Source organism: Collimonas sp. OK607 (assembly GCF_900111995.1).
Classification (GTDB): domain Bacteria; phylum Pseudomonadota; class Gammaproteobacteria; order Burkholderiales; family Burkholderiaceae_D; genus Collimonas.
The window spans coordinates 12,870-32,834 of sequence record NZ_FOKF01000045.1 but is presented as its reverse complement, the minus strand read 5'-3'; the positions used below and the strand labels follow the sequence as shown (position 1 = coordinate 32,834).

Sequence of the window (19,965 nt, the reverse complement as noted above, 5' to 3'; positions counted from 1 at the left end):
TATTGCCCAGTAGGCGATCGCAGCGTTTGATACGATGACGTATCGGTGTGGCACTGTCCAAATGCCGGCTCAAGCCCATCAAACTTAACCCACCTTGTAGCGCTGCCTGAACCAACGCAGCCACGCTTTGTGCCCGTTTGGCGTGAACACCAGGACACCTTTCTTCCAACAATTTCTGTATGATTCTTCTTGCATGCATGAGTGCTCTTTCTCTGTCGCAGTTTGGTCGCTACGTAGGAGAAAGTTAACAGCTCATGCATGCAACTGACAATTCAAAATCATTAGCCCTTTGATTTTTATCGATTATTTGAGGGGAAGGGTCAGACTCTGACCCCATTTAACGCACTACGGAGTACACACCCCCAGCATTCAGCAACGCATCAACGATAGTAATAAGCATGCGGACCATAATACCCACGCGCAGGCACAACCACACAACCACTGACAGCCGTACATAAAGTGATGCCAAGCACCACGAGTCCGATGAGTTTTTTCATTTTGGCTTTCTTTCCTGTTTGAATTATCACGAGGCCAGAATGCCATTGAGAGTGTGATACAGGTGCTTCCAGAGAGTGTGAGATGTAAGAGTTTGTTAGGCTTGTCTTAATCGCTTACAGATGGTTTAAGCAAGCCAGCGCGGTGGTCGCGCTGGTTAAAACTATTCTTGCTTACTCAGAGACAACACCCGCTTCGGGTTTGATATGCAAAGTGATCGGCGGTACTTTGCTGACCAGCCACAATGCAATCACGGTAACCACGACTGCCACCCCGACTCCCATGTGAATCGATCCGATCAGCGCCTCGCGCGCCGCTTCCAGCAGCAACTGGCCTTGATGGCCGGCTTTCGCTAACTGCGCCAGCACGGTGGTCTGGGTCTCATGGCTGATCAGGATTTGCGGGTCGGAGAAACTGCTGAACCAGTTGTCTGCTTTATCTTCTGCCAGCGCCTGGCGTACGCTGCCTGCGTACATGTGATTAATCAGCGTGCCGATAATCGCCGTACCTAACATGCTGCCGATCATGCGCAAGGATTGCATCAGCGCGGTAGCGATGCCCAGGTGCTCGCGACCGGCTTCTTGCTGGATGAAAATGGTCAGGTTCGGCAAAATAAAGCCGAGGCCAAGCCCGCCTATCAGCATGAAACCGGCAATGACGCCATGCGAGGTCCAGCGGTTCGAAATGACGACACCGAGACAAGACAGCGCCAGTAAAGTAAAGCCGACGTAGAGCATCATGTTCGGATTCTTGATCTTGGTGATGATGCGGCTGTTGGAAATGCTGCCAACCATGATGCTGGCCACCAGCGGCGTGATCAGCAAGCCTGCTTCTTGCGGCGACAACCCGAAACCGCCTTGATACAGCAACGGCGCGTAAAACATCAGCGAGAACATCGAAAAACCGCTCAGCACCGATAGCAGGAACAGGGTCGATAATTTACGATCGAACAGTAAATCAAACGGCAGGATGGGTTGCGGCGTGTGATGCTCCCATTTCCAGAGCGCAACGAAAGACACGATGCTGGCAGCCAGCAGGCCCAGCATGGCTAACGACAAGCCGTGCTTGGGCACCATTTCGACGAACAGCTGCAAACATCCCAGCGAGGATGTGATCAGCAAGGCGCCGGGCCAGTCCAGGCGGATCTTGGCGTCCGGGTGGGTGTGGCGCAAATGCGGCAGATATTTATAGACGAAGAACAGCGACAACACACCGACCGGCAGATTCACGTAAAACACCCAACGCCAGCCCCAGTATTGGGTCAGGAAGCCACCTAGCGACGGTCCCACTGCGGTGGCGATGCCGTATGCCGTGCTCAGCATGACTTGCCAGCGCAGGCGTACGTGGGCGCCGGGGAACAGATCCGGGATGCAGGCAAACGCGGTGCCTACCAGCATGCCGCCGCCGATCCCTTGCAAGCCGCGGGCAATCACCAGCCACAGCATGCTGTTGGCCATGCCGCACAAGATGGAGGCGGTGGTGAACAGGAGGATGGAGACCAGCACGAAGGGTTTGCGGCCATAGTAATCGCCCAGCCGTCCAAAGATTGGCACGGTGATGACCGAGGTCAGCAGATAAGAGGTGGCAACCCAGGCGTACAGATCAAAACCTTTCAATTCGGCAACGATAGTCGGCAAAGCGGTGCCGACCACAGTCGAATCCAGCGCCACCAGCATCACAACAAAGGCGATGCCGAGCATGGCAAGTAAAGATTCACGGAAAGGTAAAACCTGGTCGCTCGAATGAGCAGAGGCGGAATGGATAGCCATATTTGTTGTTTGTCGGCGGATTCGCCGTTTTGGGGAACAGGGTACTCAGTGCAGGAAACCTCCTAAGCGGGAGGTTATTGCAAAGACAAGATGATACGCTCCTTGGCTGCTTTCTGCAGCGCGCCGCCAGTCGCAATTTATAATCACGCCGCAGCATTTATTTTTTCATCTGGATTTTTATCCGAAAGCCACATCCCAACATGCAATATTCAAATCGATGAAAAAGTCAGTAACCAAGGCGCTCAACATCGTCGAGCAGTACGGGCAAGCCAGCTTGTCGCCGGAGCAGAAAATATTCAATGCGCTGCTCAAGAAACTTGAGACCGAGCGCCAGTTGCTGGCGGCATGGCAGGAAATGTTCCCGCTGCAACAACAGCTGTATGTCAGCCAGTACCAGCCTCTGATGCGCAATTACCACCGGCTGGTAGCGCAGTTGGTGCATTTGCTGGACGACGCCTGGTCGGCAAAAGGTTTGAGCAGGCATGACCAGGAAAAAATCAGCCATATCATCTGTTCAGTCAGCGCCGCTATCATCGGCGATAGCGACGCTGCGGATCTGAAGCGGATCTATCGCATGCACGGCGGTGGCGATTTCGGCGCAGAGGAACAGCAGCAGGATGCAGGGGAATCCAGGCAGGAGGCAGATGTCGGCGACAGCGCGCACGATGCACGCGGCGGCGAACACGCTGGCAAACGTAAAAAATCAGCCAAGGCAGCAGCGAAGGAAGCCAGGCAACAAGAAGAATTGCACAACGCCAGCCAGTCGGTACGCGAAGTCTATCGGAAACTGGCCAGCGCCTTGCATCCCGACCGCGAACAGGATCCCTCGGAGCGCGCACGCAAGACGGTGCTGATGCAAAGGGTGAATATCGCCTATGACAAGAAAGATCTGCTGGGTTTGCTGGAACTGCAGCTGGAAATCGAGCAGATCGACCAGAGCCGGATCAACTCATTATCCGAACAGCACCTCAGGCATTACAGCAAGGTTCTGACGGAACAGTCGGCTGAATTGCGGGACGAGATTGCAGGGATTGAGGGGGAGTTCCGGATGCGTTTTCATTTCGGACCGCAAGAGGCCATGTCTCCCGCCTTGGCGATGCGCCACCTGAAGAGCAGCATCAAGGGCATGCAACAGAATATCAATGCCCTCAAGAGCGATCTGCTGGCGTTTGAAGACATCAAAAATATCAAAGCCTGGCTGAAAAGCTATCATATTTAGACAATAGATTGCTTTTTGGTAATTGTTGGACGAGGCTTTCTTCCCTCCTCGCGCCACTTTGGTCAGCATGCCGTTGCCCTATTTGAGGGTAATTGCGCAGGGATAATTTATAATCATGTCTTTGCGCCTAAATCCGATGAATCCGCTGCCACCCAGTTTTTCCGATCAGACACTGCGTCAGGTACGGCGTGCTTGGCGAAAATACGGGATTTTGTGGCTCGGTGCGGTACTGGTCGGATTGATTGCGGTGCTCTATGCCTGGCTGATGGATGTCGGTTTCGGCATGTTCCGTTCCATGCAGCAGTCGCACTTCTGGCTGCCGCTGTTCATTACGCCGGCGATCGGCGCCTTGTGCGTGTGGGCCACGCGGCGTTATTTTCCCGGTTCTGAAGGTAGTGGTATTCCGCAAGTGATCGCTACGCTGGAAGAAGACACCAGCAAGCGCGGCGAGTCGCTGCTGTCGTTGAAAATATTGGCAGGCAAGATCGGCATTTCCTTTGTCGGCATTCTTGGCGGCTTCACCATCGGGCGCGAAGGTCCTACGGTACAGGTCGGCGCGGCCTTGATGTTCAACCTGCGGCGTTTATATCCGCGCGCCAGTGCGGCATTGGAGCGGCGCCTGATTCTGGCGGGCGCGGCGGCCGGTTTGTCGGCGGCGTTCAACACGCCGCTGGCGGGGATCGTATTTGCGATTGAAGAGCTGACACGGAGCTTCGAGCATCGGGCCAGCGGTGTCGTGATTACCGTAATTATTTTTGCCGGCGCGGTGGCGCTGGGCTTGAACGGTAACTACACCTATTTCGGCACGATACAGATCGACAGCGCGCTGACCAACATGGTGGCGTTGGCGGTGCTGGTTACCGGTATCCTGACTGGCGTGGCCGGCGGCATATTTTGCTGGCTGTTATTGAATACCAAACGCTGGATCCCGGCCCGGGTCCAGCATTTGCGCAACACACGCCCGATCGCCTTCGGTGCGTTGTGCGGTTTCCTGGTGGCGGTAATCGGCGTGATCGCCGGCGGCGCCACTTTCGGCAGCGGTTATGTCGAAGCCAAGGGTGTGCTGGAAGGGCAGCAGCACTTGTCGGTGTTTTACCCGTTCCTGAAAATGGCGTCGATGGTGTCGTCGTACCTGCCAGGCATTCCTGGCGGGATTTTTGCACCATCGCTGTCGATCGGCGCCGGTTTCGGCAATTTGCTGCACCAGGTATTCAGTCACACTTCATTGCCGATGCTGATCGCGCTGGCGATGGTGGGTTACCTGGCTGCTGTCACGCAATCGCCGATTACCGCGTTCGTGATCGTGATGGAAATGATTAACGGTCATGCGCTGGTCATCTCTTTGATGGCGACGGCCTTGATTGCCAGCCGGATATCACGGTTTTTTGCAACGCCGTTATACGACGCGCTGTCGGAGCGTTATCGGGTAGCTGCCGGTGCGGCGCTTGTGAATTTAGAAAAAACAGAAGTTAAGCAATTGGAAAATGAGTCGGGAAAATGATTAATACAGATATGGTGGCTTACTACGCCAAACGCGCTTCGACCTACGAAGAGATTTACCAGCGCCCGGAGCGCCAGGATGAATTGCTGACGCTGCAGGTACGCGTGCAGGAATTGATGGAAGGCCACGACGTGCTGGAACTGGCCTGCGGTACCGGATTCTGGACCGAGCAGATCGCTGCTTCGGCAAAGTCGGTGTACGCAACCGACATCAATCCCGAAATGATTGCACTGGCAACCGCCAAGAAACTGCCGGCGGACAAAGCGACCTTTGCGCTGGCGGACATCAACACCTTCCAGCCGGACCGGCCGTTCACTGCCTGTTTCCTGGGATTCTGGTGGTCGCACGTAGCGCGTCAGGACCAGGTGCGTTTCATCGCGCAGCTGCGTGAAAAGCTGGGCAAGGACATTTTGCTGGTGATGATCGACAACGGCTATGTTGAAGAACAAAGCACGCCGATTGCGCGTACCGATGCAGAAGGCAATACCTATCAGTTCCGCACCTTGCCCAACGGCGAGCGCTATGAAGTCATGAAGAATTTCCCGACCGACAGTGGCCTGCGCAAGAAACTGGCGCCCATCACGCGCGAACTGCGCATCTTGCGGCTGGAGTATTACTGGTTGCTGAGCTGCCGCATCAAATAAGGCCTGCGCAGGGTAGGTACATTATGCCCCCTGCGATTAGCTCTAGTTATTGGCATTAGCCGGGGGCGAATCCGGTGCTGCTTCTGGCGGCACAGCGGTTGCGGGAACAGATGCCGCAGTCAATGGAAAATTCGCCCATTCGGTGGAAAAATGTACCGTCGGATCGCCATCCACTTTCTTCTTGATACGCAGGTTGAAGCCGCGCATGACCTCGCTCTGGGTTTGTGGTTTGGTGCGGATACCTGCCAGCAACACCACGCCGTTCAAGTCGAAACCATTGACCCCGTATATCTCGATGGGCTGTAGCAGCAGCCGCCGCAGCCGGCGGTCTTCCAGCATCTCGGCGCCGGTTTCGCGCATCAGGCGCAGGGCTTGGTCGACGTCCGAATCGTGGGTGATGTTCAGCTTGAGCGATGCATAGGTGTATTCGCGCGAATCGTTCTTGATCGCCGTGATTTGCGAAAACGGCACGCTGTGTACCGAGCCATTGCTGTCGCGCAAACGCACGGTGCGGATGGTCAGGTTTTCCACCGTGCCGGCGTGGCCGTTGCCGACGTCGACCCAGTCGCCGACTGACATCGAATCTTCCATGATGATGAAGACACCGGTGATCAAATCCTTCACCAGCGATTGCGAGCCGAAGCCGAATGCCAGGCCGACCACACCGGCCGAGGCTAGCAAGGGCGTGACATTGATGCCAAGGTTGGCGAGCGTAGTGATGACGGTGATGGTCAGGATCAGCAGCATCAAGGCGTTGCGCAGCAAAGGCAGGATGGTGCGCATGCGCGTGCTCGGATTCTTGCGCGTGTAACGGCTGTTGCGGGTCGGATTGATCGCTTCTTGAATGAATGTGTCGAGCATGATCCAGACCAGCCAGGCAACTACCAGCGTAAGACCGATCTTGCCGAGGGCGGAGACGATCATCTGGCCGATCAGGGTTGCATTGGCAAAATCCATCAGAGAGTGTTCCCAGATCCTGGTCAGCAGTTCGAAAAAGCCGACCCACAGCGCCAGTTGCAGCAGGCTGAAGCCGACGTTGCTCATGCGCAGGATGTAAGGAGATTGACGACGGACCACCACTGAAGCCGTCTTGCGGCTGCGTATGCGCTGCAGCAGTGCGCTGATAAAGAACATGGCGACCAGCAGTGCCGCGCTGCCCAATGCGTGGTTGAGCGCCGAATTGTTGCTCGATAAATCAAGGATGGTGGCAACGCTGACGCTGATGCTCAACAGCAGTATTGGCACGTACCAGAAGGCCGCGACCATTTCCAGGGTTTCCATCCGCGCCGGATGGGCACGGCGCACCGCAAGCGGCCGGTTGCGGATGATGTGCGCCACCGGCCGCCTGTAGCGCAAGGCGAACCAGCCGCCTAGCAGCGCCGCAACCAGGCTCGACAAGGTCGCCACCACGCTGGACAGATGTACCCCGATGATGTGGTTCACCTGCGGATTGTCCAGTGCATCGCCGAGCCAGCCGGCGCAGCCGATTGCATATAGCAAACTCCAGGCGCGCTGGTAGATGATATGCACGGCGACCATGCGGTGGCCGCCATGTGACAGCGAAAAAATGATGGCGCATATTGCCTGGAACACGCGTGCGCCAATCAGGGTGTATAGCAGCACGGTGGCCAGCGTCCGTCCCAGCGACGGCCCCTGCGACGACTCCAGGCTGACTACTACCGAGATTTCCACCACCAGCGCCAGCAGCATCGGCGCTATATGGCGCAGGATATACAGCAGCAATTCCTTGATGCTGGGGTCCGGCGGCAGTTTGGTGTCGACCTTGAAGTGCTGGTGAGCCCGCTTGCCGATGTATTGTATGGCGAGCGCAACTACGCCAAACAAGGCTAGCATTTCGAGAAAATTGGCTAACACTTGCAGCCCGGTTTCGGCGTCCTGGCGCTCAAGTATGGTCGACAGGTCTTGCCAGGCCAGGGAAAATTGCTGGGTCCAGTATTTCTCTGGCGTGACTACCTGATGTAAATGACTCTGGAAAACGTCGAGACTGTTGGAAATCAGCCCGATGAAACCCTTTTGTGACGGTGATGCCTTGCTGTTTTGCTGTTCTGCCTGGATCAGGGTGGCTACCAGGCTACCGGTGGCGGGATTGCTTTGTAATACCTTGGACAGGGAATCCAGTGCAGATGGCGCTGGTGCTGGCGCCGCGGCTGGTGGCGTGCTGGCGTTATTGCCAGCATTGCTGCCAGCTGCCGCTGCTGCATAAGCGCCGCCGGCCATGAGCAGGCAAAACAGCAAGCCCATAATTAAACGCAAACGCGTTATGAGCTGAAAAAAGCTGGTCTTCATGTCGGCTAGGCAAAAGTCATAAAGTGACAATCTTACCGTACCGCCGACATATGGCTCACAAGATAGGGTTTGACTTGCACATGTCAAAAAAACATGTGCAAGTTTGTCGACGCACCGCAACCGACGGCTATGCGCTTACACAGCAGGTAAATCATCCTCGATATAGGCACGGACGATGTCATCGAAATCTGCATCGCCGACGAAACCCAGCGCAGCAGCGCGGCTGGCGTCCCAGGCGCCCGGCCAGCTTGAGATGATGCGGTCGATCACCGGATCGTGAGTCCACTCAACCCGTGCCGCCACCTGCTGGCCGGCGACCCGCTCTAGCGCTGCAACCATTTCGGCAACGGTGACCGAGATCCCCGGCAGGTTGATGGTGCGGCTCTTGCCCAATGTTTCGGCCGACAACGTATAACCATGGATCAGGCTGGCGATCACCTTGCGTGGCGAGAGCAGCCACAAACGCGTATCCGGCGCTACCGGGCAAATGGCTGGCTGGCCGTTGAGCGGTTCGCGAATGATGCCGCTGGCGAAAGATGAGGCAGCCTGGTTGGGTTTGCCGGGACGCACGCTGATGGTCGGTAAACGCAATACGCGGCCGTCGACAAAACCTTTGCGGCTGAAGTCGTTGAGCAGCAATTCGGCAATCGCTTTTTGCGTGCCGTAGGAAGATTGCGGATTGAGCGCAGTGTTGTCTTGCACCACGGCTGGCAATACACCGCCGAATACCGCCACAGAGCTGGTGAAGATGACGCGCGGCACATGGCCGCAGGCGCGGCAGCGTTCCAGTAACAAACGCGAAGCATCGAGGTTGATACGCATGCCGAGATCGAAATCCGCTTCGGCCTGACCGCTGACAATTGCCGCCAGATGAAAGATGGCGGCCGTTTGCGGCGTGATCACCCGCTCCAGCAAAGCGCTGTCTGTGATGTCGTCGGTGACTTGTTCAATCCGCGCGTCGTCGAAACCGGTGGCGGCGACGACGTCGACCAGGATTATCTTGCTGATGGTTTGCAGTTGGCCGCTACGGTCCGGCAAGCTGCCTTGCCTGAGCAGGCTGCGCGCCAGGCGCTGGCCTAAGAATCCGGCGCCGCCGGTGATGACTACTTGCATGATGATTCCTTATTGAATGTGGGTTACAGCCAGGGCTTGAGCCAACCCAGGCCTTCTGAAGTGGCGCCGCGCGGCCGGTATTCGCAGCCGATCCAGCCTTGATAACCGAGCGCATCGATCAGTTCGAACAGATACGGATAATTGATTTCGCCGATATCCGGTTCATGCCGCTCTGGCACGCCGGCAATCTGGATATGACCGATGCCGGCTTGCGGCCGCACCATGTCGCGCTTGAGTTTGACTGCCAGGTCACCTTCGACGATCTGACAGTGATACAGGTCGAACTGGACTTGCAGGTTACGGGCGCCGACCTCGGCGCAGATTGCCTGCGCATCGTCCTGGCGATTCAGGAAGAAACAGGGGATATCGCGTGTATTGATCGGTTCGATCACAATCGTGACGCCATGCGCGGCCGCTTCAGCGGCGGCATAGGCCAGGTTTTCCAGATACACGGCGCGATGGCGGGCGCGATCCTGCTGCGGCTGGATCAATCCAGCCATCACATGCAATTTATTATTGCCGAGCACCTGCGCATATTCCAGGCCGGTGGCGACGCTGCGTTTGAATTCATCTTCACGCCCCGGCAACGAGGCAATCCCGCGTTCGCCGGCGGCCCAGTCGCCCGGCGGGGCGTTGAACAGCGCCTGCGTCAAGCCGTTATCCTGCAATCTTGTCTGCAGCTCGGCGGCTGCATACTCATACGGAAACAGAAATTCCACACCCTTGAAACCGTCCTTGGCCGCAGCCGAAAAACGATCGAGGAAAGCGTGCTCGTTGTACATCATGGTCAGATTGGCGGCAAAGCGTGGCATTTCAACACTCCAGAAAATAATGCGCAGGGTGGGCACCACGTGCCCACCCTGCGGTGAACAGCATCTTAACGATTGACCATCTTGGGCGGCGTTTTCAAAATCGCAATCGCGCCTATCACCAACATCCCGGCCAGCATGAACATGCCGGTCTGGTTGCTATGCGTAGTATCTTTCAGCCAGCCGACCATGAACGGGCTGACGAAACCGGCCAGGTTACCGACCGAGTTGATCACCGCAATGCCGGCGGCAGCGCCGGTGCCGGACAGGAAGGCAGTCGGTAACGACCAGAACAGCGGCGAGCAGGTCAATACGCCCATCGCTGCGAGCGACAGGAAGGCAATTGCAATCACGGTGTTGTCAGCCGCAAGAGCAGAGACCACGAAACCTACAGCGCCCAGCAAGGCCGGCACGATCAGATGCCAGCGCCGCTCACGCATGCGGTCGGAGCGACGGCCGATCAGGATCATGGCGAACACTGCGCACAGAAACGGAATCGCACTGATCAGGCCGATCTTCAAATCGCCGACCACGCCAGATGCCTTGACCAGCGTCGGCAGCCAGAACGTCAGGCCGTACTGGCCCATCACGATGCAAAAATAGATCAGGCACATGTGCCAGATACGGATGTCCTTGAATACCGCTGCGGTGGTTTTCGGGCTGTGCATGTCTTTCTGGTCGGCGCGGATTTCTGCTTCTAGGAAATCCTTCTCCGTTTCAGTCAGCCACTTTGCCTTGCGAATGTTGTTGTCCATCACGAAAAATACCGCGATGCCGACCAGGACCGCCGGAATCGCTTCGATCATGAACATCCATTGCCAGCCATGCCAGCCGGTGGAGCCGTGGAAGGCTTGCATGATCCAGCCCGACAGGGGATTGCCGAAAATGCCTGCAATCGGGATCGCCGCCATGAAAGTAGCGACCACCTTGGCCCGGCGATGCGAAGGAAACCAGTAGGTCAGGTAGAGAATGATGCCGGGATAAAAGCCGGCTTCAGCCAGACCCAGCAAGAAGCGCAGGACATAGAATTGAGTCGGTGTCTGGACCCAGGCAAAGCAAGCAGACAGGATGCCCCAGGTAATCATGATACGGGCGATCCACAGCTTGGCGCCGACCTTGTTCATGAGCAGGTTGCTGGGCAATTCAAACAGGAAATAACCGAGGAAGAATATGCCGGCGCCGAGGCCGAAAACGGTTTCGCTGAAGCCCAGGTCTTGCGACATCTGCAGCTTGGCAAAGCCGACGTTGACGCGGTCCAGGTAAGCCACCACGTAACACAGCATGATGAATGGCACAAAGCGCCAGAAGACTTTCTTGTACAGATTTTCGGCTTGTTCAGCCGGCAGGCTAGCACTAGCCTGTGCGCCTTTTTTGGCGCCTTTATTATCGATTATTGCAGACATCTTATCTCCACCAGTTTAATGTTTAAATCCGGATGTTTCTATTTATTGAAACTTACCAGCGCGCTCCAAATACCCGATACAACTCATCCAGAGCCTCCGCACTCAGCGGCTCCGGTTTATTTCCCGACATCAGCCACAAACGTGCCGTTTCTTCCAGCTCTTCCAGCGCGAATGCCGCTTGCGAAATACTTTCGTGCCACACCACCGGCCCCAGCCGTTCCAGCAATACGCCACGCACGGTAGTTGCCAGCAATTTGATTTGTTCCGCTACCTTCGGATCACCGGGGCGGCAGTAAGGGATCAGCGGAATGCGGCCGACCTTCATTACCTGATACGGCGTGATCGGCGGCAGCACAGCGCTGTCATGCCAGACGCCGGATAATGTGAGCGCGACCAGATTGGTCGAATGTGTGTGCACCACGGCCTGCATCAGTGGATTGTTGTCGTAGACTGCGCGATGCAAGGTCAGCGTTTTCGACGGCTTGTCGCCGCTGATCCACTTGCCGCTCAGGTCGACCTTGGCGATCTGCGCCGGCGTCAGCCTGCCGAGACATGCGTCGGTCGGCGTGATCAGCCAGCCGTCATCCAGGCGGGCACTGATGTTGCCTGCCGCACCGACCGTGTAGTTACGCTGATACAGGCTGGCGCCGATCTCGCAGATCTCTTCACGCAGCGCCTGTTCCTTGAGCGTGGTGCTGCTGGTTTGATTTTTTGTGCTGGTCATAGACGAGTCTCACCAAGTTGGCGCAACGCTTTTTCAAAGAAATCGACACTGCCGAAATTGCCGGATTTCAGCGCCAATGCTAATGGTGTTGCGCCGATCGACGCCGTCGCCGGCACACCCGGATCGATTTGCGCGCCGATGCGCAATGCATGCACACCCAGCGCCTTGACCACGGCGCCTGAAGTTTCGCCGCCGGCAATCACAAAGCGCCGCACGCCGCTGGCAAGCAAGGCCGCCGCGATGTCGGCCAGCGCCTGCTCGATCAGCAAACCGGCGCGCTCGACGCCGAGTTTGGCTTGCACCTGCTTCACTTGCTCCGGCGTGGTGGTGGCGTAGATCAGCGCCGGTTGCTGATTCAGATGTTGTTTGGCGAAGACCAGTGCTAGCGCTACCACCGGTTCGCCAGCGGCTAGCGCGAGCGGATCGATGCGGAACGCCGGGCGATTCGCTTCAATCCATGCGCTTACCTGCGCATTAGTCGCTTTTGACGCGCTGCCGGCCAGGACTACCGACAAACCGTCGACCGTAGGCAGTTCGCTGGCTTTTGCGCCTTGTTGCGGATTGAGCAAACCTGCGCGCAGGAAATTGCCGGGCAGGCCGAGCGCAATGCCGGAGCCGCCGGTGACCAGCGGCAAGTCGGCGCAGGCAGCGCCGATGGCGTACAGGTCCTGGTTTTCCAGGGCGTCGACAATCGCCATCCGCACGCCTTGCTGGCGCAACACATCAATCCCGGTGCGAATCTGCTCAGCACCTTGGGATACCGTCGGATAGCCGATTAGTCCAACCTTGGACTCGGTTTGCTGTTGCAGCACGCGCACCAGGTTCGGGTCTGTCATTGGTGTCAATGGATGGTTTTGCATCCCCGATTCATTGAGCAGCTGGTCCTGGATAAAAAGATGGCCGCGATACAGGGTGCGTCCGGTTTCGGGAAACACCGGACAGGCTATCGTGAAATCGCTCCCCAGAGCCTGCAGCAGCGCATCGGCAACCGGGCCGATATTGCCTTGCGCGGTAGAGTCGAAGGTAGAACAGTATTTGAAAAAGAACTGACGGCAGCCTTGTTGCTGCAGCCAGCTCAGCGCAGCCAGGGAGTCGGCGACGGCTTCAGAGGCAGGAACCGTGCGCGATTTCAGCGCTACTACTATGGCGTCCACTTCTTGCGGTGCGCTGTCAGGCACGCCGATGGTTTGCACCGTGCGCATGCCTTCGCGCACCAGCATGTTGGCAAGGTCGGTGGCGCCGGTAAAGTCATCGGCGATGCAGCCGAGCAGGGGGCGTGTTGCGGCGTTCTGTTGTGCTGACATGGCTTACTCCTGTGCTGCCGGTAACGTGATTCCCGGGAAAATCTTGATCACCGCGGAATCATCTTCGCCGCCATGGCCGGCAGTGGAGGCCATCATGAACATCTGGTGCGCGGCAGCTGACAGCGGCAGCGGGAATTTGCTGGCGCGTGCGGTATCCAGCACCAGTCCCAGATCCTTGACGAAAATATCGACTGCCGACAGCGGTGTGTAATCGGCTTTCAGGATATGCGGCACACGATTTTCAAACATCCATGAATTACCGGCGCTGTTGGTGATTACTTCATACAAAGAATCGGCATCCACACCTTCGCGCAATCCCAATGCCATCGCTTCCGCAGCGGCAGCGATATGCACGCCCGCCAGCAACTGGTTGATGATTTTTACCTTGGAGCCGATACCGTGCGCTTCGCCCAACCGGTATACCTTGCCGGCAATCGCCGCCAGCACTGCTTCACCCTTGGCGTATGCTGCCGCCGGCCCGGAAGTCATCATGGTCATTTCGCCTGACGCCGCGCGTGCCGCGCCACCCGACAGCGGCGCATCGAGAAACAGTAGCTGTTGTGCCGCCAGGCGCTCGCCAAGCTTGACAGCATATTCCGGCGCCACGGTAGCGCTGGCGATCACCAGGCTACCGGGCCGCATGGCAGCTGCAGCACCTTGTTCGCCGAACAGCACCTGCTCGGTTTGCGCTGCGTTGACGACAACGGTAATCACTACTTCACATTGCGCGCCCAGTTCGGCCGGGCTGTTGCAGACGATGCCGCCTTCGCTGGCGAATTGTTGCAATACTTCCGTGCGGACATCGCATGCATGCGTGCGCAAGCCTGCGCGTAACAAAGAACGGGCAACGCCCAAGCCCATGGCGCCAAGGCCGATTACACCTACGTTGATAGTCATGCTTTGATCCTGATTAGCGAGTTAGGGAGTAGCGAGCTTCCGAGTGCTCTTGGTTTTCTGCGGGGTTTTTTGCGGCGTCTTGGTGACGACAGCGCCTTGCGACAAGCGCCGCGCCGCATTGAACATATGGTTTTGTGCCGCATTACGCGCGGCCAGTGCATCGCCGGCGGCGATGGCAGCGGCGATAGCTGCGTGTTCTTCATAGACCTGGCGCATGAAATCGTCGCGCCTGGCTTCGTTGCTGCGGGTGACGGCAGTGGCGGCTTCCAGGTACTGGCTAAGGAACGCCAAGGTTTGCAGCAGGAATGGATTGCCGGTGGCTTCGGCGATGCTGCGATGGAACATGACATCGGCCAGCACGCCGTCGCCGCCAGCGTCGACATCGGCGGCGATGCCTTTCAGTGCGCTTTCGATGGCTTTCAGCTGACGCGGGGTGCGGCGGGTAGCCGCCAGCGCCGCCACTTCAGCGTCGATGGCGCGCCGCAGTTCGACAATCTGCAATACGGCATCGGCCGACGAAGCCTGGTCGAACTGGATCCGCAACGGCCGCAGATGGCCTTGCTGGCTGACGTAGACGCCGCTGCCCTGACGCGGTTCGACCGCGCCTTCATTCTTCAAACGGGAAATTGCTTCACGCACCACGGTGCGGCTGACGCCGAATTGTTCGGACAAAGCGGGCTCTGTGGGCAGTTTTGCACCTGGACCGAATTCGCCGGTTTCTATCTTTTTCAGCAATTCCTGGGCGACGGTATCGCTCAAGGAAGTCCGGTTGGCATTCAGTTTATTGAACATTTTGTCTCTTCCAGTGCTTTCTTATTAGGCCTACTTAACGGCATATTTTTATCATAATGTGACCATATCATCATACGAATTATTGGAAAAATCAAGATTTGTTTCAAAGGCAGCCCGGCTTTTCCGCGAGTTATCTTGCCGCAATGCAAAGAATACAGTTCTTGCTCTGGGTCAATGAACTGCTCGGCCGTGATGGTTAAAATCGCATGAGCGATGTAACGTTGGAGCCGCGTTGCCGCTTGCTGTTTGTCACAATCCAGTAGAATCCTGTCCTTGTGGAAATCTCCTCATGTCATACCAACAGGATTGATAGTCGATGCACAAATTTACACGCTGTTATCTGTTCCCGCTCACCATTGCTCTCTCCATGTGCGGCGGCTCGGCCCTGGCGCAAATCCGGATAGGTGTAGATATCGCGGTAACCGGGCCGGCGGCGGCGATTGGCGCGTCGACAAAAAATGCCATCCTGCTATGGCCGAAAGAGATCGCCGGGCAGAAGGTCGAGTACATCATCCTGGACGACGCTTCCGATCCGACCAACGCGGTGCGCAATGCACGCAAGCTGATCAATGAAGAAAAAGTCGACCTGATTGTGGGACCGAATACAACGCCTGCTGCATTGGCACTGCTGGACGTGGTGTCAGAGGCAGAGACGCCGATGCTGGCGCTGGCGGCATCGGCCTCTATCGTCGAGCCGCAAGATGCCAGGCGCACCTGGGTCTTCAAGCTGCCGCAAAACGATTCGCATATGGCGACGATCCTGACCCAGCACATGGCTGACAATGGCATCAAGACGGTAGCGTTCATCGGCTTTGCAGATGCTTACGGGGATAGCTGGTGGCGCGAATTTTCACGATTGGCTGAACTCAGGAAAATCAAGGTGGTCGCTAGCGAACGCTACAACCGCAACGACACCAGCGTCACCGGGCAGGTTCTCAAGATCATGTCGGCGCAACCAGATGCGGTACTGATCGCCGCTTCGGCAACGCCGGCGGTATTGCCGCAAAAGACCTTGGCCGAGCGCGGCTACAAGGGCCGCATTTATCAGACGCACGGCATTGCCACGGCGGATTTCCTGAAAGTCGGCGGCAAGGATGTCGAAGGTACTTTTTTTCCGACCGGACCGGCGGTGGTGGCTAAACAATTGCCGTTGTCGAATCCGGTCAGGAAAACCGCGCTGGCATTCACCAGCCGCTATGAAGCCGCCTATGGCGTCGACACCATGACACAGTTTGCCGCGGATGCCTGGGGCGCTTACATGCTGATCGCCAATGCGGTACCGCAAGCGATCAAGTCAGCCCAACCCGGTAGCAAGCAATTCCGCATAGCGCTACGGAATGCACTGGAAAACACGCATGACCTGACTATTCCGCAAGGAGTGGTCAATATGAATCCTAAAGATCACGTCGGTCTGGACCAGCGTTCACGCGTGATGGGCCGGATCGTGAATAATAAATTTACCTATGCTTACGGCGGCTGACAGGCCCCGGGTAATAATAAAAACGAAAGTAAAGAAGATGAATTTGCTCAGGTTGTGGTTGCGCGGTTTTATCCCCGGGCCAGTGATGGTCAATGCCACCGAGCGCCTGCGCGCCTGCTGTGGCGCTTTGCTTGGGATCTTGCTAACCGGGCTGGTGAGCCACTGGGCGCTGGGATCGAGTGCGCCGTTGCCGTTGCTGATTGCGCCGATGGGTGCTTCTGCCGTGTTGTTGTTCGGCGTGCCGGCCAGTCCGCTGGCACAGCCGTGGTCGATCATCGGCGGTAATCTGGTGGCGGCCGTGATCGGCGTCAGCTGCGCGCGCTGGATTCCAGATCCCGTGTTGGCGCCGGCGATTGCGGTTTCCGCTGCTATCGGCGCCATGTTCGCCTTGCGTTGCCTGCATCCGCCTAGCGGTGCGGTGGCGTTGACTGCGGTGCTGGGTGGCCCGGCGGTGACCAGCCAGGGTTTTCATTTCGTGCTGACGCCGGTGCTGTTGAATTCCTTTTTGTTGCTGGCGGTAGCGCTGTTGTTCAATAACGCTACCCGCCGCCGCTATCCGCATGTCGCGCATGCCGACCTCAGCAAATTGCATCAGACCAAAGACCAGCCCAGCGGCAGGCGCATCGGTTTTACGCAGGAAGACCTGGATTATGTATTGCACCAATACAATCAGGTGCTGGATGTCAGCCGGGATGATCTGGAAGACCTGATCCTGCAAACGGAGTTGCATGCCTACCAACGCCGTTTCGGGGCGATTACCTGTGCTGACATCATGTCGCGCGATGTCATCAGCGTCGAATACGGCACTTCGCTGGAAGATGCATGGGCGTTGCTATTGAAGCATCGCATCAAAGCGCTGCCGGTGATTAATTCGGCGCGGCGCCTGATCGGCATCATTACCCAGACCGATTTCATGCGTCAGGTTAATTTGCAGGTGTACACCGGTTTTGACCATAAACTCAAGCAGTTCATCCGACGCACCACCAATACCCATTCCGACAAGCCGGAAGTGGTCGGCCAGATCATGACAGCCGCAGTGCAGAGCGCGGTGGAAGATGCGCATATCGTGGAACTGGTGCAGCCTTTGTCCGATTCCGGCATCCATCACATCCCGATTGTCGATGACCAGCGGCGCCTGGTCGGCATGGTGACCCAGTCCGACATGGTGGCCGCTTTGTACCGTGGAAATGCGAATTTAACCACAGTGTAGACGCGCGAACGCATGCGGCAATTGCTGCAAACCGGCGTCGGCCTTACAATGGCGGGGTTTTGGTGCACGCGGACATGTCCATGTCCGCAGTTAAACGGGAAACACGGCGCCGGGCGACTCGACAAGAGTGCCGGCCAACGTGTGCTGCCCCCGCAACGGTAAAACAAGCGTCGCCGGTTGAATTCAATCTTTGATTTTGGCATGGCGACAGGGCGTATCTTCTACCACTGTGTTTCAGCTTTTGTTTGAGCTTGGCATGGGAAGGTCATACGCTCCGACTTGTTAGCCCGGATACCGGCCAGAACAGGGGGAGTAAGGAACAAGCATTACGTGCTTGTTCGCTACTACTGTTGCAACCGGGCTTGCGGGGAAGCAGGCCGGGGACTCTTATCGTATCCAAACATGACATTATCTTTATCACGCCGCTGCGGCGCGACCTTGAAGCCGCTCGCGCTGGCTTCAGCCATTCTCTCAATTGCCGCTTCATCTGCTGCGGTATCGGCGCAAACTACGCAGGACCAGACTCTGGTGCCAGTGGTAGTCACCGCTGCCCGCATCGAGCAGCCGCAAACCGATGCGTTGCCGCACACTACGGTGATCAGCGCCGAAGACATCCGCAATTCGCAAGCACCGGATCTGCCGGCATTGCTGGAACGCGAAGCCGGTATCCAGATCACCCGCGTCGGCGGCCCTGGCCAACAGGCTTCCTTGTTCATGCGCGGCGCGAATCCCTCGGAAACCCTGATCATGATCGACGGCGTGCCGCTTCGGCGCCAGGCCTCGTTCGGCTTGCCGGCGCTTGAGAATATCTTGCCGGACCAGATCGACCATATCGAAATCGTGCGCGGCAACGTCTCCGCCATCTACGGTTCAGGCGCGATCGGCGGGGTAGTGCAGATCTTCACCAAACGCGGCACCGGCGCACCGGCGTTCAACGCTTCGGTTGAGGCTGGCTCGCGTGGCACTTACCAGGGTAATGTCGGCGTCAACGGCAAGAGCGGCGATACCAGTTACGCGCTGTCGTTGACACGCTTCAAGACGGATGGATTCTCAGCGCAGAATCCTTTGCAGAGTCCGAACGTGAACCCGGACCGCAATGGCGATGGCAATACCAGCGTTTCGGGTTCGGTATCGCAGGAATGGCGCAAGGGCAATGAGATCGGCGCTCGCGTATACGCCAACGATTCCAAGTACACTTTCGACAATGCTTATGGCACGCCGACCGATAAGAATAACGGTCATTCGAAGAGCCAGTCGATCGCGGTGTTCTCGAAAAACAGCTTTACCCAGGATTGGACTTCAACTCTGACCTTGTCGCAAAACATTAACCGCGACAACCTGGATGACCTGAGCATCTTCGGCAACAGCAGCAACGGCTACAAGAGCACGCAAAACCTGCTGCAGTGGGCCAACGAGTTGCGTTTGGCGCCGCAATGGGTGGTCAATGCAGGTGTCGACGCCGGTCGCGAAAAGGCCGAGGTCAACTCCAACAGCAGCTATGGCAACAGCAGCAACAGCTTCTCGCGTTCGACTTCCAGCGTGTACGCCGGCGTAAACGGCAAGATTGGTGCGAATCAATTTCAATTGAATGTGCGGCACGACGATGTCGGCGGCTCGGGTTCAGACAATACCGGTTACCTCGGTTATGGTTATGCCTTGACCGATAGCGTCAAGCTGATCGCCAATGCGTCGACTGCATTCAATGCGCCGACGCCGGTGCAATTGTTCGACCCGTTGTACGGTAACGTCAATCTGAAAGCGGAACGTTCGAAATCTTACGAACTGGGCGTGCAGTATGCAGCCGGCGCTACCTTGTTACGCGCCACGCTGTTCGATACCCGTACGCGCGACCAGTTTGGCTACAATCCGGTTACCTTTCAAACCATCAATATTGCGCGCGCCAAGAACCAGGGCCTGGAGCTGAGTGCCAGCACCACCTTGTTGGAAATTGACTGGCGCGCCAGTTTGACTTTGCAGGATCCGAAGGACGAATCGACCGATAAAACCTTGGTACGTCGCGCTAAAACCCTGGGTTCGCTTGGCGCTGCCAAAAGCTTTGGCGCCTGGCGCATCGGCACCGATGTCCAATACACCGACAGCCGTACCGATATTCCCGGCAGCCCGACGCTGGCTCCGTATTGGCTGACCAACGCCAATGCGCGCTATCAGTTGAACAAGGAAATATCGTTGTTCGGCCGTATCGATAATCTGTTCAATCGCGACTATCAAACCGCCTACGGCTATAACCAGCCATCACGGGGAGTATTTGTTGGTGTAAATTGGCAGCAGTAATCAAAC

At 57.1% G+C, this 19,965-nt stretch carries 15 protein-coding genes and 1 riboswitch; of the genes, 6 read left to right on the top strand and 9 right to left on the bottom strand.

Going from position 1 to position 19,965, the window contains the following annotated elements:
* Nucleotides 1–668: 668 nt before the first annotated feature.
* Nucleotides 669–2,264: an MDR family MFS transporter gene (locus BM029_RS22040; RefSeq protein ID WP_092439738.1), complete on the bottom strand. Its 1,596-nt coding sequence runs from the start codon at nt 2,262–2,264 to the stop codon at nt 669–671.
* A gap of 217 nt (nt 2,265–2,481) precedes the next feature.
* Between BM029_RS22040 and BM029_RS22035 the strand changes: the two genes are divergently transcribed.
* From BM029_RS22035 to BM029_RS22025, 3 genes are all read left to right on the top strand, one after another.
* Nucleotides 2,482–3,483, top strand: coding sequence for a J domain-containing protein (locus BM029_RS22035; protein WP_092439736.1), 1,002 nt, complete (start codon nt 2,482–2,484; stop codon nt 3,481–3,483).
* A 115-nt stretch (nt 3,484–3,598) separates the two neighbouring features.
* Nucleotides 3,599–4,984 carry a chloride channel protein gene (locus BM029_RS22030; RefSeq protein ID WP_244545176.1) on the top strand — a complete coding sequence of 462 codons (1,386 nt, stop codon included), beginning with the start codon at nt 3,599–3,601 and terminating at the stop codon, nt 4,982–4,984.
* Nucleotides 4,981–5,628, top strand: coding sequence for a class I SAM-dependent methyltransferase (locus BM029_RS22025; protein WP_092439734.1), 648 nt, complete (start codon nt 4,981–4,983; stop codon nt 5,626–5,628). The genes BM029_RS22030 and BM029_RS22025 overlap by 4 nt, the downstream gene beginning before the upstream one ends.
* Before the next feature lie 42 nt (nt 5,629–5,670).
* Here the strand turns inward: BM029_RS22025 and BM029_RS22020 are convergent, their stop codons facing one another.
* From BM029_RS22020 to BM029_RS21985, 8 genes are all read right to left on the bottom strand, one after another.
* Nucleotides 5,671–7,902, bottom strand: a complete 2,232-nt coding sequence (locus tag BM029_RS22020; RefSeq protein WP_170851182.1) for a mechanosensitive ion channel family protein — start codon at nt 7,900–7,902, stop codon at nt 5,671–5,673.
* A gap of 168 nt (nt 7,903–8,070) precedes the next feature.
* Entirely contained in the window at nt 8,071–9,048 is a 978-nt protein-coding gene (denD, locus tag BM029_RS22015) for a D-erythronate dehydrogenase (RefSeq protein ID WP_092439730.1), read from the bottom strand.
* Between the two features lie 23 nt (nt 9,049–9,071).
* Nucleotides 9,072–9,860, bottom strand: a complete 789-nt coding sequence (gene otnI / locus BM029_RS22010) for a 2-oxo-tetronate isomerase (protein ID WP_092439729.1) — start codon at nt 9,858–9,860, stop codon at nt 9,072–9,074.
* A 65-nt stretch (nt 9,861–9,925) separates the two neighbouring features.
* On the bottom strand, nt 9,926–11,260 hold the full coding sequence (locus BM029_RS22005; protein ID WP_170851181.1) for an MFS transporter: 1,335 nt from the start codon (nt 11,258–11,260) through the stop codon (nt 9,926–9,928).
* Between the two features lie 52 nt (nt 11,261–11,312).
* Entirely contained in the window at nt 11,313–11,984 is a 672-nt protein-coding gene (locus BM029_RS22000) for a 3-oxo-tetronate 4-phosphate decarboxylase (RefSeq protein WP_092439727.1), read from the bottom strand.
* Nucleotides 11,981–13,288 (bottom strand): 3-oxo-tetronate kinase, encoded by a 1,308-nt coding sequence (otnK, locus tag BM029_RS21995; protein WP_092439725.1) that lies wholly within the window; start codon nt 13,286–13,288, stop codon nt 11,981–11,983. Before otnK ends, BM029_RS22000 begins: the two co-directional genes overlap by 4 nt.
* A gap of 3 nt (nt 13,289–13,291) precedes the next feature.
* Nucleotides 13,292–14,185 carry an L-threonate dehydrogenase gene (gene ltnD, locus BM029_RS21990; protein WP_092439723.1) on the bottom strand — a complete coding sequence of 298 codons (894 nt, stop codon included), beginning with the start codon at nt 14,183–14,185 and terminating at the stop codon, nt 13,292–13,294.
* A 21-nt stretch (nt 14,186–14,206) separates the two neighbouring features.
* Nucleotides 14,207–14,977 (bottom strand): FadR/GntR family transcriptional regulator, encoded by a 771-nt coding sequence (locus tag BM029_RS21985; protein WP_244545175.1) that lies wholly within the window; start codon nt 14,975–14,977, stop codon nt 14,207–14,209.
* Between the two features lie 316 nt (nt 14,978–15,293).
* On the opposite strand from BM029_RS21985, the gene BM029_RS21980 reads away from it, so the two are divergent.
* The 3 genes from BM029_RS21980 (at nt 15,294) to BM029_RS21970 (ending at nt 19,959) form a co-directional block, all read left to right on the top strand.
* Nucleotides 15,294–16,457, top strand: coding sequence for an ABC transporter substrate-binding protein (locus BM029_RS21980; protein WP_092439721.1), 1,164 nt, complete (start codon nt 15,294–15,296; stop codon nt 16,455–16,457).
* Between the two features lie 37 nt (nt 16,458–16,494).
* The gene (locus BM029_RS21975) at nt 16,495–17,667 is read left to right on the top strand and encodes an HPP family protein (RefSeq protein WP_092439718.1); all 1,173 of its coding nucleotides are present in this window, start codon (nt 16,495–16,497) and stop codon (nt 17,665–17,667) included.
* Nucleotides 17,668–17,710: 43 nt separating this feature from the next.
* Nucleotides 17,711–17,985: riboswitch (cobalamin riboswitch) on the top strand.
* Between the two features lie 84 nt (nt 17,986–18,069).
* Nucleotides 18,070–19,959, top strand: a complete 1,890-nt coding sequence (locus BM029_RS21970) for a TonB-dependent receptor plug domain-containing protein (RefSeq protein ID WP_092439715.1) — start codon at nt 18,070–18,072, stop codon at nt 19,957–19,959.
* The last annotated feature ends 6 nt before the right edge of the window (nt 19,960–19,965 follow it).

Excerpts from the sequence above, each read along its gene's own strand:
- BM029_RS21970 (WP_092439715.1), top strand. The coding sequence starts at position 18,070 with ATGACATTATCTTTATCACGCCGCTGCGGCGCGACCTTGAAGCCGCTC.
- BM029_RS21980 (WP_092439721.1), top strand. The coding sequence starts at position 15,294 with ATGCACAAATTTACACGCTGTTATCTGTTCCCGCTCACCATTGCTCTC.
- denD (WP_092439730.1), bottom strand. The coding sequence starts at position 9,048 with ATGCAAGTAGTCATCACCGGCGGCGCCGGATTCTTAGGCCAGCGCCTG.
- BM029_RS22025 (WP_092439734.1), top strand. The coding sequence starts at position 4,981 with ATGATTAATACAGATATGGTGGCTTACTACGCCAAACGCGCTTCGACC.
- BM029_RS22005 (WP_170851181.1), bottom strand. The coding sequence starts at position 11,260 with ATGTCTGCAATAATCGATAATAAAGGCGCCAAAAAAGGCGCACAGGCT.
- otnK (WP_092439725.1), bottom strand. The coding sequence starts at position 13,288 with ATGTCAGCACAACAGAACGCCGCAACACGCCCCCTGCTCGGCTGCATC.
- BM029_RS22030 (WP_244545176.1), top strand. The coding sequence starts at position 3,599 with ATGTCTTTGCGCCTAAATCCGATGAATCCGCTGCCACCCAGTTTTTCC.
- BM029_RS21975 (WP_092439718.1), top strand. The coding sequence starts at position 16,495 with ATGAATTTGCTCAGGTTGTGGTTGCGCGGTTTTATCCCCGGGCCAGTG.
- BM029_RS22040 (WP_092439738.1), bottom strand. The coding sequence starts at position 2,264 with ATGGCTATCCATTCCGCCTCTGCTCATTCGAGCGACCAGGTTTTACCT.
- otnI (WP_092439729.1), bottom strand. The coding sequence starts at position 9,860 with ATGCCACGCTTTGCCGCCAATCTGACCATGATGTACAACGAGCACGCT.
- BM029_RS21985 (WP_244545175.1), bottom strand. The coding sequence starts at position 14,977 with ATGTTCAATAAACTGAATGCCAACCGGACTTCCTTGAGCGATACCGTC.
- ltnD (WP_092439723.1), bottom strand. The coding sequence starts at position 14,185 with ATGACTATCAACGTAGGTGTAATCGGCCTTGGCGCCATGGGCTTGGGC.
- BM029_RS22035 (WP_092439736.1), top strand. The coding sequence starts at position 2,482 with ATGAAAAAGTCAGTAACCAAGGCGCTCAACATCGTCGAGCAGTACGGG.
- BM029_RS22000 (WP_092439727.1), bottom strand. The coding sequence starts at position 11,984 with ATGACCAGCACAAAAAATCAAACCAGCAGCACCACGCTCAAGGAACAG.